This window comes from Denitromonas halophila (genome assembly GCF_007625155.1).
GTDB lineage: Bacteria > Pseudomonadota > Gammaproteobacteria > Burkholderiales > Rhodocyclaceae > Nitrogeniibacter > Nitrogeniibacter halophilus.
On record NZ_VMNK01000001.1, the window covers coordinates 55,006 to 68,254 of the forward strand.

The 13,249-nt window shown below is 62.3% G+C and carries 9 protein-coding genes and 1 pseudogene; 1 reads left to right on the forward strand and 9 read right to left on the reverse strand.

Features of this window, described 5'->3' with window-relative positions; genetic code table 11:
- The first annotated feature begins 141 nt into the window (after positions 1 to 141).
- Positions 142 to 2,808, forward strand: coding sequence for an aminopeptidase N (pepN, locus tag FHP91_RS00300; RefSeq protein WP_144307713.1), 2,667 nt, complete (start codon positions 142 to 144; stop codon positions 2,806 to 2,808).
- On the opposite strand, the pseudogene FHP91_RS00305 reads toward pepN, so the two are convergent.
- From FHP91_RS00305 to FHP91_RS00345, 9 genes and pseudogenes are all read right to left on the reverse strand, one after another.
- Positions 2,809 to 2,997 (reverse strand): annotated as a pseudogene (locus tag FHP91_RS00305) (ATP-binding protein); the annotation flags it as partial. It lies immediately after the preceding gene.
- 165 nt (positions 2,998 to 3,162) lie between these two features.
- Positions 3,163 to 3,717: an ankyrin repeat domain-containing protein gene (locus tag FHP91_RS00310; protein WP_144307714.1), complete on the reverse strand. Its 555-nt coding sequence runs from the start codon at positions 3,715 to 3,717 to the stop codon at positions 3,163 to 3,165.
- A 184-nt stretch (positions 3,718 to 3,901) separates the two neighbouring features.
- Positions 3,902 to 4,288, reverse strand: a complete 387-nt coding sequence (locus FHP91_RS00315) for a hypothetical protein (RefSeq protein ID WP_144179659.1) — start codon at positions 4,286 to 4,288, stop codon at positions 3,902 to 3,904.
- Positions 4,289 to 4,330: 42 nt separating this feature from the next.
- Positions 4,331 to 7,450: an efflux RND transporter permease subunit gene (locus FHP91_RS00320; RefSeq protein ID WP_144307715.1), complete on the reverse strand. Its 3,120-nt coding sequence runs from the start codon at positions 7,448 to 7,450 to the stop codon at positions 4,331 to 4,333.
- A gap of 15 nt (positions 7,451 to 7,465) precedes the next feature.
- Positions 7,466 to 8,578 carry an efflux RND transporter periplasmic adaptor subunit gene (locus FHP91_RS00325; RefSeq protein ID WP_144307716.1) on the reverse strand — a complete coding sequence of 371 codons (1,113 nt, stop codon included), beginning with the start codon at positions 8,576 to 8,578 and terminating at the stop codon, positions 7,466 to 7,468.
- Positions 8,575 to 9,138: a hypothetical protein gene (locus FHP91_RS00330; RefSeq protein WP_144179656.1), complete on the reverse strand. Its 564-nt coding sequence runs from the start codon at positions 9,136 to 9,138 to the stop codon at positions 8,575 to 8,577. Before FHP91_RS00330 ends, FHP91_RS00325 begins: the two co-directional genes overlap by 4 nt.
- A gap of 17 nt (positions 9,139 to 9,155) precedes the next feature.
- The gene (locus tag FHP91_RS00335) at positions 9,156 to 10,418 is read right to left on the reverse strand and encodes a TolC family protein (protein WP_144179655.1); all 1,263 of its coding nucleotides are present in this window, start codon (positions 10,416 to 10,418) and stop codon (positions 9,156 to 9,158) included.
- 724 nt (positions 10,419 to 11,142) lie between these two features.
- Positions 11,143 to 12,531 (reverse strand): heavy metal sensor histidine kinase, encoded by a 1,389-nt coding sequence (locus FHP91_RS00340; protein WP_144307717.1) that lies wholly within the window; start codon positions 12,529 to 12,531, stop codon positions 11,143 to 11,145.
- Complete coding sequence (locus tag FHP91_RS00345) at positions 12,528 to 13,211, reverse strand: heavy metal response regulator transcription factor (RefSeq protein ID WP_144307718.1); 684 nt, start codon at positions 13,209 to 13,211, stop codon at positions 12,528 to 12,530. The genes FHP91_RS00340 and FHP91_RS00345 overlap by 4 nt, the downstream gene beginning before the upstream one ends.
- Positions 13,212 to 13,249: the final 38 nt, after the last annotated feature.

The window sequence follows — 13,249 nt, forward strand, 5'->3', positions numbered from 1 at the left end:
GCCGATTGCGCCGAATGAAATTGGAATGACCAATGGCGAACATAGGCGGGCGCTATCGCTGCGCGCCGGCTGCAATTGGCCGCCGCCGCCGGTACACTGCAGGCTTCGCGATCACCGCAGCCGACGACAAGGCCATCCAGAATGAAAACCGAACACGCCCCGACCATTCGCCGTATCGACTACCAGCCGCTGGCCTGGACCGTGCAGAGCGTGGATCTGCACTTCACGCTCGACGCCAAGGCCACCGTGGTGCGCAACCGCATGCACTGCGAGCGCCGAGGGGCGGGGCCGCTGGTATTGATGGCCGAAGGGCTCACGCGCGTATCGCTCACCGTCGATGGTGTCGAAGTGGTGGAGACGGCGCTGCGCGAAACCGACACCGGTCTGGAGATCGACCTCGGCGAGCGCGATACCGCGCTGGTCGAGGTGGTCACGCAGATCAATCCCTCGGCCAACACCGAGCTGTCGGGCCTGTATCACTCGGGCGGCGGGCTGTACACACAGTGCGAGGCGGAGGGTTTTCGCCGCATCACCTGCTTCCCCGACCGGCCGGATGTGATGGCGCGCTTCACCGTCACGCTGGAGGCCGACATGGCCGCTTTCCCGGTGCTGCTGTCGAACGGCAACCTGGTGGATTCGGGTGATCTGGATGGTGGCCGCCACTTTGCCATCTGGGAAGATCCCTTCCCCAAGCCGAGCTATCTGTTTGCGCTGGTGGCGGGCGATCTGGAGGTGCTCGAGCGTACCGAAAAGACCCGCTCTGGCCGCGAGGTGCTGCTGCAGGTGTGGGTGGAAGATGGCAATCTTGACCGCGCCGATCACGCCATGGATTCGTTGGTGCATTCGATGCGTTGGGACGAGAAGACCTTTGGTCTGGAACTCGATCTCGACCGCTACATGATCGTCGCCGTCAGCGACTTCAACATGGGCGCGATGGAGAACAAGGGCCTCAACATCTTCAACGCCAAGTTCGTCCTCGCCAAACCCGATACCGCCACCGATGTGGACTACGAGCACATCGAGAGCGTGGTCGCGCATGAATACTTCCACAACTGGACCGGCAACCGCGTCACCTGCCAGGACTGGTTCCAGCTCACGCTGAAAGAAGGCCTTACCGTCTTCCGCGACCAGCAGTTCTCCGCTGACATGCTGGCCGCCGCCGGGGGTGAGTCGGCACGCGCGGTCAAGCGCATCGAGGACGTACGCGTGCTGCGCACCGCCCAGTTCCCCGAAGACGCCGGCCCCATGGCGCATCCGATCCGGCCCGACCAGTATCAGGCCATCGACAATTTCTACACCGCGACGGTGTATGAGAAGGGCGCCGAGGTCATCCGCATGCTGCATACGCTGCTCGGCGCCGAAGGCTTCCGCAACGGCATGGATCTGTATTTCAGCTACCACGATGGTCAGGCCGTGACCTGCGACGACTTCGTCGAAGCCATGTCCGAAGCCAACGGCGTCGATCTCGACCAGTTCATGCGCTGGTACAGCCAGCGCGGCACGCCGCGTCTGCTGGCCGAGGGGCGCTACGACGCCGCCGCGCGTCAATACACGCTCACGCTCACCCAGCAGCGACCCGATGGCGACGAGGCGCTGCACATGCCGGTGGCGCTGGGCCTGATCGGCCCGGACGGCGCCGATCTGCCGCTGATGCTGGCGGGCGACACGGCCGCGAGCCCGACGACGCGCGTGGTCGAACTCAAAGACACCACCACCACGCTGGTGTTCGAGGGCGTTGCCGCCGAGCCCGTGCCCTCGCTGCTGCGCGGCTTCTCGGCGCCGGTCATTCTCGAGCTGGCCGAAGACGACCGCCGGCTGGCCTTCCGAATGGCCCACGATTCCGACCCCTTCAACCGCTGGGATGCCGCGCAGCGCTTCATGGTGCGCGTGGTGCTGGCGATGACGGTCGATGCCGCCAAGGGCGTGCTGCCGCAGGTGCCCGATGCCTTCATCACCGCTTTTGGCGCCTTGCTGCATAACGAAAAACTCGATGCGGCCTACCGCGCCGTCGCACTCACGCTGCCGGCCGAAGCCTATCTGCTCGAACAAATGACTCCGGCCGACCCGGTCGCGCTGCGCCGTGCGCTGATCGTGCTCATGCGCAGTATCGGCGAGCGGCTCGGTGACAGCTGGCTGGGACTGGACGCCCGCCTGTCCGTCGCGGGCGAATACCGCTATCACCCGACCGACGCCGGTCGACGTGCACTGCGCAACCTCGGTCAGCGCTATCTGTGCGCGGCAGGGGTGGCCAAAGGCGTTGAGCGGGCCTTGGCACGCGCCACCGGCGACGCGCACATGACCGATCGCTTCGGCGCGCTGGCCGCGCTGGTGCACAGCCCGGCCAGTGCCGAGGCGGCCACCGCGCTGGCCGACTTCGAGCGGCGTTTTGCCAAGGACGCGCTGGTGATGGACAAGTGGTTCGCCATTCAGGCCGGTGCCTGGCGCTGGATCGATTCGGCCGAGCCGGCGCTGGCGCGCATCGAGGCGCTGATGTCGCACCCGGCCTTCAGCCTGAGCAATCCGAACAAGATCTACGCCTTGTTTGGCGCCTACTTCCGCGCCAACCCGGCCGAGTTCCACCGCGCCGACGGCGCCGGCTACCGCTTCTGGGCCGATCGCATCCGCGACCTGAACAAGCGCAATCCGCAGGTCGCCTCGCGCATGGCGCGCGTGCTGGAAAACTGGCGGCGCTTCACCCCGGCGCAGCAGGCATTGGCCCGCGAGCAGATCGAGGCGCTGGTCGGCGAGAAGGACTTGTCGCCCGATGTGCGCGAGGTGCTGGAGAAGGCGCTCGGCAAGACCGACTGATCAGCGCGCGAGGGGCAGGGCGATGACGAAGCGGGTGTGCCCCGCGTGCGATTCGGCGGCGATGCTGCCGCCGTGCACGACGATGATCGAATGGGTGATCGCCAGGCCCAGCCCTGCGCCTTCGCTGGTGTGCTGCCTCGCCGGGTCGGCGCGGTAGAAGCGCTCGAACAGACGCCCGATCGCCTCGGGGCTTCGGGAGCAGAATGGGTCTTCAAACTATGGAGATGAACTGCGACATGTTTACTCCCAGCACGCCGATCTGGTTGCGTTCGTTCGGTGGTGATTGAGAAAGCGGTGATTGTCGATTTGATAGATCAGGCTGTCGATTCAACGATGAAGACCATCACGACCATCTCAATGAAGCTTTCGATCAGCGGCGTTCTGCGCGTCTTTAATTGCCTGGACTATGTCGTCGCGACCAACCAGGGCTGCCAATTCAAGCGCATTCAGTCCAGAGTCGTCGAGAGCATCGCATTTGCTCCCGCCAGAAACAATTACTTGTACGACATCGATATGGCCTTTGAATACAGCCCAGAACAGCGCAAAGTCGCCTTCGTGCGATCGAATGTCTGGATCTGCGCCTAGCTTAAGCAGTCGAGAAACGATGTCAGCATGTCCATTGAAGGCTGCCCAGAATAGTGGCGTCCAGCCGGAGACGTCTTGTAGGTCGATGTTCGCGCCATGGCTCAACAGTGCCTCGACCATTGTCCATTTTCGCCAATAGACTGCGTGGAACAACGCCGAGCAGCCTTGAGCGTCGCGATGCTGGTCTGGAGAGCCGAGTGAAAGCAGCTGCTGCAGCGCTTTCAAATCATCCATCTTGATGGCGTCAATCAATGGCTGTACTGAGGATGGAGGGTGTCGAGGTCTTTGCATATTGGTCATGTCGTCTGGCAGGGCCTTGCTCACGATTGCTTATTCGAAGAGGAAATGATGCCGTTCGTCATCCTTTTCTAGATACCCGATTGCGTGTCAGGAAGGTTGTAAAGGTGTGTCGCCTAGCGGCGTTGCGGCCTTCGTCGCCGATATGTTTTTCAGCCGAGTCGTAGGCCGGTGGTCCCCTCCTGCATGCAGGCGACCACCGGGAAAGACGTTACTTGAGAGCAAAGCGCGCCGTCAGCGTGGGCTTGCCCGGCACGGTCACAACGGCGACAAGCTTTGTTCCAGCGCCGACCTTGAAGGCCCCCCTGGCTTCAAGTTTCTCGCCTGCGGGCTTCAACTCGACTTCCTGCTTTTCGGCGCCAGAGAGGATCGTCAGTTTCCCGCTGCCATTGGCGACATCGACGGGTTTGCCGTGATCGCGCAGATGCAACTGAATGAGATCCGGCTGGGCTACGAGTTCCAGATCCACGTCCTTGACCTCGGTAACCACGCCACCGTGAAGGGCTTCGTGCTCGTGGCCATGGTCATGTTTGCCGGCGGCAATGGCTGAAAAGCTGGCGCACAGGGCTACCGCAACGATCAGTTTTGAAATCTTCATTTTTTCTCCTTTCGGGTTTCGTTGATGAGGCGTCGATGACGTTCAGAAAGCTTCGGCGTTGTGATCAGAGAGCAGGCGCTCGGCATCACGCCGACCGAAGAGCCAGAACATTACTGGGGTAAGGAAGGTGTCGAGCAGCGTCGAGCTGATAAGGCCCGAAAAGATAACCACCGCGACCGGGTGCAGGACCTCAGTACCTGGCCGTTCCGCTTCGAATAGCAACGGTGCCAGTGCAAACGCGGTCACGAGAGCGGTCATCAAGACTGGCGACAGGCGCTCCAACGAGCCGCGAACGATCATCTTGTGATCAAAACTCTCACCTTCGATACGCATCAGATTGATGTAATGGCTGACCTTCAGAATGCCGTTTCGCACCGATATGCCCGCCAGAGTGATGAAGCCGATCAATGCTGCAACCGACAGCGGTTGCCCCGAGATCCAAAGGCCGATCACGGCGCCGACGAGCGCGAGCGGAATGTTTGCCATGATCAGCGCTGAGAGGCGTACGGACTTGTAGCGGCTGAAGAGGACCACGAACATCAGCACCAGCGAAATCAGTGACAACAGGCCGACGAGTCTGGAGGCCTCTTCCTGTGCCTGGAACTGCCCACCTAGCGTGATGAAGTACCCCTCGGGCAATTTCATATCGGCCACGGTCGCACGAATATCCGCGACGACCTCCGACAGCGGACGCTGCTGGGCATTGGCCGACAACACGATACGGCGTTTGCCGTCGTCGCGGCTGATCTGATTGGGACCGTCGCCGTCTTCGATGGAGGCGAGCTTCGACAAGGGAACATGCCCCGTGGGCGTTTCCACAAGGATCTGCGCGAGTCCATCGACGGAGCGCGCAGATTCCGGCAGGCGCACGACCAGCGCGAAGCGCCTCCCGCCCTCTACGATCTGCGTCACCTTTTCGCCTTCGACCAGACTCTGTAGCGTAGCCAGGATTTGGGGCGCAGGGACGCCGTAGCGTGCTGCGGCCGCATAGTCGATGCGTACCTTGATCTGCGGCGCCAGCACTTGCTTCTCGATTTCGAGGTCAGCAAGCCCTGGAATGCTGGACAGGCGCGCCTGCAGGGCGTCGGCCTGCCCCCGAAGCGTATCGAGATCTTCTCCGAAAATCTTGATGGCAATTTGCGACCTCACGCCCGACAGCATGTGATCGATCCGGTGCGAGATCGGCTGTCCAATCGCGATTGCGGCCGGCATATTGACGAGTCGTGAGCGAATGTCGGCAGTGATCTCTCCCATTGAGCGAGTCATTTCGGACGTAGGAATGAGTCCAAGATCGAGCTCGCTGACGTGCACGCCTTCGGCATGTTCGTCCAGTTCCGCGCGTCCGCTGCGGCGTCCGACGTGGGTGACTTCAGGCACCTGCTTGACCAATACCTCGGCCTGTTGTGCGAGTGCGGTCGATTCGGCGAGCGTTACCCCGGGGTTGAGGCGCATGCCGATGAGCAGCGTCCCTTCATTGAATGGAGGCAAGAACGTTGTCGGGAAGAAAGGAACCGCCGCCGCTGCAACGAGAATGGCAGCCGCTCCCGCGGCCACTGCCGCTCTCGGCCTGTCGAGGACGGCCTGCAGGCCGTTACGATATCGCGCCTTGAGCCAGGCCAGAACACGGGTATCGCCATGCTCCAGGGACTTCATGCGTGGCAGCAGGTAAAACGACAACACGGGCGTTACCGTCACGGACACCACCAGTGAGGCGAGTGTCGACACGATGAACGCCACGCCCAGCGGCACAAAGAGCCTGCCTTCCATTCCGGGCAATGCGAACAGCGGCAAGAACACGAGGACGATGATCACGGTTGCGTACAGAATGGCCGAACGCACTTCCATGGTCGCGCTGGCAACCAGTTCGATCGGGTGTAGATGGTGCTCGGGATGCTTGACGCGATCTTCCTTCAGTCGCCGCAACACGTTCTCGACACCAACCACTGCATCGTCAACGAGCCCACCGATGGCAATTGCGAGCCCGCCAAGTGTCATTGTGTTGATTGACAGCCCGTGATACTTGAAAACCAGGGCGGTCATGAAAATCGATACCGGAATTGCCGTCAGCGCAATCACGGTCGGGCGAAGGGTTCCAAGGAAGAAAAACAGGATCGCCGCAACAAATACCGATGCACCAATGAGTTTGCCCTGTAGCGTGCTGATCGAGGCCTCAATGAAACTCGCTTGACGGAAGGTTACCTGTGGCGCCTCCATGCCCTCCGGCAACGACTTTCCCATTTCAGAGAGCGCAGTCTCGATGGAACGTGTCAGATGGATTGTGTCCGCTGTGGGTTGTTTCTGGATTCCCAGAATGACCGCGGGCTTTCCTTCGAAACCTGCGTCACCGCGCTTGATGGCGGGGGCAAAGGTAACCGACGCGATCTGCCTCAGCAGGATTGGTTGTCCCTCCTTTGCCGTAATTGCGAGGTTTTTCAGGTCGTCAAGATTTGAGGTGCGGCCGAGATTGCGGATCAAGTACTCGCGCCCGTTCAACTCGAGAAAGCCACCCGATGTGTTCGACGAAAAACCGCGTATTGCCGACTCGAGCTGATCAAGCGAAATTTCGAGTTCGGCCATCCTTCGAGTATCCGGCTGTACCTGGAACTGCCGAACTTCGCCTCCGATCGGAATGACCTGCGCGATGCCCGGGATGGCCATCAACCGCGGGCGGAGCACCCAGTCCGCGTACTCTCGCACCTGCATCGGTGACATCTTCATGGTGTCGATCGGGATCGCGATCTGCATGATCTCGCCCATGATCGAGCTGATCGGCCCCATCCGCGGAATCACGTCCGCTGGTAGTCCTTCCTCCATTGCGGAAAGCCGCTCGGATACCATCTGCCGGGCACGGAAAATTTCCGTGCTCCAATCAAACGTCACGTAAATGAACGACAGTCCTGAGCTAGAAATCGAGCGCACGGACTCTACCCCCGGAAGACCATTCATCGTTGTCTCGAGCGGGAAGGTGATGAGTTGCTCGACTTCCTCGGCAGCCATGCCGCCCGATTCGGTCATGATGGTCACGGTCGGTTTGTTCAGATCGGGGAATACATCCACTGGTGAGCGTGACAGCGTGAATGCGCCGTAGGCCATCAGCACGATACTCGCGATGATCACCAGCAGGCGGTTGCCCAGGCTGTTGTCTAATAGCCACTTGAACATCAGTTGGGTGCTCCGTTAGCGAATCTGGTTGATCAAGGTCGCAGCGCCGGTCGCGACGCGCTCGCCTGTGGCAAGGCCCGATGTCACCGCCACGGTGACGCCGTCGAGCGGAGCAACGGTGACGGTGCGCGGCTCGAATCGCTCGGCTGCGGTCTTGACCCAGACAATGGTCTGGTTTGCCGGATTCTTCAGCACCGATGCGGCGGGAACCCGGATGCCGGCAATCGTGCTGCGCGTTTGCACATAGACTTCGAGTGGCTGCCCCACCGCCAGCCGTTCGAGCGCTTCCCCCGTGGCGGCAAAAGACAGCGGTAGAGCCTGTTCTCGCAAGCGCCTTGCGGCACCTATGAACTCAAGTGGCACGCGCGATTCGCCAACCGCGATGCTCGCACCAGCAATGTCAGAGGTCATATCGGTGTCGTAGGCCAGTGCCTCGACCCGCATTCGTCGGGGGTCGACGATTTCGAAAATGAGCTCCCTCGCATCAACAACCTGTCCGGCGACGGCATTGCTTGACGCAATCGCCCCCGACACCGGGGCCACCAATGCATCACGGTTGCCGAGTCCGCCGCTGACTGCCTTGGCTCTTGCCGTCAGGCTCGCCAGTTCGCTCTCCGCCGCCTCGATCTCCTTTCGGGGAACGGTATCGGCAAGATCTTTCAGGCGTGCCAGGCGTTTTTCCGCAAGCGACCTTGTCGCCTTCAGTTCGGCGAGTTGGGCCACCTGGTTCGAGCGCTCAATGGGATCAACAGAGGGCACGACATACGCGAGCACGGTCCCCTTTGCTACGGTCTGTCCTGACACGGGCAGGCCGCCCGGTCCTGCTTCGAGTCGGCCGGCGACCAGCGCTTGTACCTTGCCGCCGGAGTTTGGATCCATGGCCACCCGCCCCGCGAGCGCCAAGGTACGTGGCAACTCGCCTGTCTCTGCAACAATCGTGCGTACCGCAATCTGGCGTTGAGCAGGCTTGGGGAGGAAAACACTGCCATCGGGCTGGCGCGCCGGGCCGTTCGTGTTGGCAGCAGCAGGCCCCTCGTCTCCATGGCTATGCCCCTCGCCTGCGAAGGTAGTCCACGAGGCGCTCGTCGCCGCCAGGAACAGTGTGAGCATCAGAATCTTCGACTTCATGCTGCACCCCCTGCCTGACCGTTGCGAACACTTCCCTTTCTCTGCGCGGCCCAGCCGATGAGTCCAATCGCGGCTACGCCGGCACCCAGCCACGGCGCGTAAGCCTTCCACTCGGGCGCGTCGGCTACCGCCAGCGTGCTGGCGTCGTCATCGTGCAGATCTAGTTCACCGACCAACAGATCGCTTTCCTGTCCGGCGATGACCGTTGCAGTTACGGCGACGACGCCGGAGTCGAGTTCCTGCTGAAGCGTGGCCTCGAATTCTCCGACGGCATGGTTTTCGACAGGGATGGAAACACCGCCGAGTTCGAGCGCCAGACTTGCGCCCTCGACCGGGCTGTTGTCGTCGAAGCGGTCAAGATACAGGGTGATCCTCTTGCCATTGACGATGCCGACGAGCTCAAAGAGTTCAGATGCCGCCGTAAATCTAGGCAGGGCGGGGCCGGCGGCGGGCGCGGGGGTCTCGCCATGATCATGTCCTTCGCCGGCCAAAGTGTGCGGCGAGGCGCTCGAGAGCAGGGCGGCAATGCACCATGCCATGACACTACTAAGTGCTTTCATTTCTAGGTTCCTGATATTCATTCTGGAAGAAGGCCCATTGCCTGACGCAAGGCGGAGATGGCCGCTGCAAATTCGATACGCGCGCTGGCGAGCTGGCGATCGGCTTCAGCAGCGTCCAGCTCTATACGCAGCCGGGTCGGCAAATCGACTTCACCTATACGGAATGCTTTCTGGAAAAATGCGCGCGACTCGCCGGCGAGTCGCGAACGATGCTCCGCTGCGGCGATTTGGGTTCGTGCCGATTTCACTCGACTGCGTGCAGTGTCGATGTCACTCAGTACGCGCTGCCGTTCAAGTGTCAGCTGTGCTTCTGCCTCAATTGCGTCGGCGCTTGCGGCTGCGATGCTTGCGCGGTTGCGGGAGTCAGAGCCAAAAGGAATGCGCACACCAAGCGTTACTGTTTGCTGCCATGCGTCACCAAATGCCCCGCGTTCCCGGGTTGTTGCGAGAGTCAGTTCAGGGTTGGCGCGACGCTGTGTGCTTGCAAGCGTTGCAGCTCGCCGCGCCACTTCGCTCCGATCCAACAGTTCTGAAACGACCGGGTGCTCAGCGTCAGGCAGCGGTGATTCCCTGCCTGCGGAAGGCTCCGGTTCAATAGATGTATTTCCAGGCGCTAGCTGGAGCGCGGTGCCGCCGGTGACTGCTCGCACCGTAAGCATGGCTGCGGCCAGTGCGCTCTCGGCTTCGGCCAAAGAGGCCTCCGCCCCCGCAAGCGCTCCGTCCGCCTGGTGCTGATCCGCACGTGCCAACTCGCCGGCCTTTACTCGTCGCGCGACGTCAGAAGCCAGATTGCGAAAATTCGTGAGGCGCTCACCGGCGAGGCCGGCGTCGATGGATGCGCGCTGCCAGTCCCAATACGCACTCCGTACGGCGTTGGCAGTACGCAGCTTCGCCGCAAGGCTGCGACTTGTGCTTGCACTGATTTCGGCCTCGGCAAGGGAGCCGGCAGCGGCTCGTTCCCCCGGAAGCCACAGAGGGACGGTTATGCCGACTTCGAACTCACGACTGCCTTCATTGCGATCGAGTTGGTCGGTCTTGCCTGCGAGTTCAATCGACAGGGGTTCGGCCGTCCAGCTATCGGCGCTTGATCGCCGGGCGTGACCGGCTTCCAGACGCATGTCTCCCGCCAGCGCTTCTGGCTGGCGGGCCCATGCAGCGTCGAATGCCTGCTTCAGCGTTGTCGAAGGCGTGGCGGCAGGCACGTTTTGCGCGCATGCCGCAGTGGCCGCCAACGCGAGCAACGCGCCTGGCAGCCAGGTAATGCGATTCTTGCTGTACATCCAATTCTCCGTAAGTGATAGGGCACGGAAAATCGGCAGGACGCGGTCTGATCACCGCTAGGGACGCACACCCCACCTCGGTGCGGAGGGGGATAAGTAGGACTCGTCGCGAATGCCCTGCCGATCAGGCAGGGCTCAGCCACTTGGGACGTTCGGGTTCCGTGGCGGGTGCGGTGGAGAGCAAGAGTGGCGGGAATGCAGCCTTCACGGCTGGACCGACTGATACGGTCGAATTCGCGCAGTTGGTGAGGGCCGCTGCGCAGGCTGAGTGGCAGAAGCCACAATCGAGGTGTTTCCCGCCGGGGGTTTCGTCAGAATCGCGCTCGCTGACTTGATGGCGGTGTTCGTGATGCCCGACATGATCCGCGGCAGTTCCTGACTCGTGCTGGCAATAGGCACTCATCGCCGCCCAACCGAGTTGTAGCGGCATGAAGACCAAGAAGAGAGTGACCAGCAAACGGCGCATGGGCGCGGATTGTAATATGAAAGTACCTAAAGAAAAACCCTGCTGCTCGGATGGCGCTGTCAGTGCGAGCGGGCTCGTTCGAGCGCGTCAAACAGATGCAATGGGATCTTGCGCGTAGCCCCATGCTGACAACAAAAGCTGGTGGCTCCAAGGTCGTGGTGGCCTGTGAGGCGACCCGGCTTGATCCAAGAAGCGAACCATGAATGCAGGTTTCTGAAAAATGGGAATTTCACCGATAGCCGGGGCGATTCAGCCTGATCATGCCCCAGCCGGCAGGGTGAGGGAGAAGGTGGTGTTGTCCGCCTGCGATTTGGCGGCGATGCTGCCGCCGTGCGCGACGATGATCGAATGGGTGATCGCCAGGCCCAGCCCGGCGCCTTCGCTGGTGTGCTGCCTCGCCGGGTCGGCGCGGTAGAAGCGCTCGAACAGACGCCCGATCGCCTCGGGGGGCAGCGCGTCGCCGGTGTTGTTCACTTGAATCTCGGCGGCGCCCGCCGTCATTGTCAGCTTCACCATGACGACGCTGCCGGCGGCGGCGTGGCGTACCGCGTTTGAGAGCAGGTTCGACAGGGCGCGGCGCAGCATCAGGCGATCACCGCTGGTGGATGCAGCCCCCTCGGCGATCAGCCGGATTGTCTTTTCCTCGGCCAGCGCGTCATAGAAATCGAACAGCGCATCGACCTCGACGCGCAGGTCGACCGTCTCGCGATTGGGAATCGCCAGGCCGTGATCCGCCTTGGCCAGAAACAACATGTCGGCAATCATCTTCGACAGGCGTTCGTACTCCTCGGCGTTGGAGGCGAGGATGTCCTGGTAATCCTCGGCGGTGCGCGCGCGCGACAGCGCCACCTGGGTCTGGGTCATCAGGTTGCTGATCGGCGTGCGCAATTCATGGGCGAGGTCCGATGAGAAGTCGGACAGCCGGGTGAAGGCTTCCTGCAAGCGCGCCAGCATGGCGTTGAGGCTCGCCACCAGCGCGTGCAACTCCTGCGGCATCTGCGCCTCGGGCAGCCGGGCGTCGAGGTGTTGCGCCGTGATGCTCGCGGTACGCGTGGCCATGATCGCCAGCGGTGCCAGCCCGCGACGCGCCGCCAGCCAGCCGAGCAGCCCACTGACCAGCGCCGCGCCGATGACGAAGGCCCACAGCGTGCGCGAGAAGGCCTCCATGAACTGGATGTGATGGGCAATGTCGATGGCCGCGGCCACGATCAATTCACGCCCGGGGTGATCGGGCAGGGTGATGCGGATCGACAGGCCGCGATAAACCGTCGACGCCTGCGTCCACACAAACGGACGGCTCGTGTCGGCGCCGGCGGTGACGATGGGTGCCATGGTTGGAAAGTGCGCGTCGCCGGCTTCGAACAGCGTGCTGCGATCATTGTCGAGCACGAGCACGGACATCGCCTCGTGGCCGATGAAGGTGTGCGAGAGCATCGGCGGCAGCGGCGTGGGCAGGCCGGCGCCGAGATGCTGCTGCACGGTGTGGGCGATCAGGCCGAGCTTGGCGGACAGGACATCGATGTCCTGCTCTTCGAAGTGGCGCTCCATGGCCGAGCCGATGACCAGTCCGAGCGCCAGCAGCACGGTGCTGGAGGCGACGGCGAACAGCAGCGTGAGCCGCGCGGTGAGCGAAATGCGCCCGCTCATGCCGCTTCGGGGGCTTCGAGGACATAGCCCATGCCGCGGACGGTGCGGATCAGCTTGGGCTCGAAGGGGTCGTCGACCTTGGCGCGCAGGCGGCGCACGGCGACCTCGATCACGTTGGTGTCGGAGTCGAAGTTCATGTCCCACACCTGTGAGGCAATCAGCGAACGCGGCAACACTTCGCCCTGGCGGCGCATCAGCAACTCAAGCAGGCTGAATTCCTTGGCGGTGAGGTCGATCCGCTTGCCGGCACGGGTGACGCGCCGGCGGAGCAGGTCGAGTTCGAGGTCGGCGGAGGTGAGGGCCGTGGGTTCCGTGCCGTTGCGCCCCCGACGGAACAGGGTGCGCACCCGCGCGAGCAGTTCGGCGAAGGCGAAGGGTTTGACGAGGTAGTCGTCGGCACCCAGTTCAAGTCCCTTGACGCGGTCCTCGACCTGATCGCGTGCGGTCAGGAACAGCACCGGCAGCTCGCGGCCACTGCGCCGCACCGTCTCAAGCACCTGCCAGCCGTCGAGCTTGGGCAACATCACATCGAGGATCACCAAGTCGTAGTCGCCGGTCAGCGCCAGATGCAGCCCGTCCATGCCGTCGCGCGCGAGGTCCACGACATAGCCCGACTCGGTGAGCCCCTGTTTCAGGTAGTCGCCTGTCTTGACTTCGTCTTCGACGATGAGAATGCGCACTGCACCGCTCCGCATGGGTTCGTGCCCATTTTGCCCGA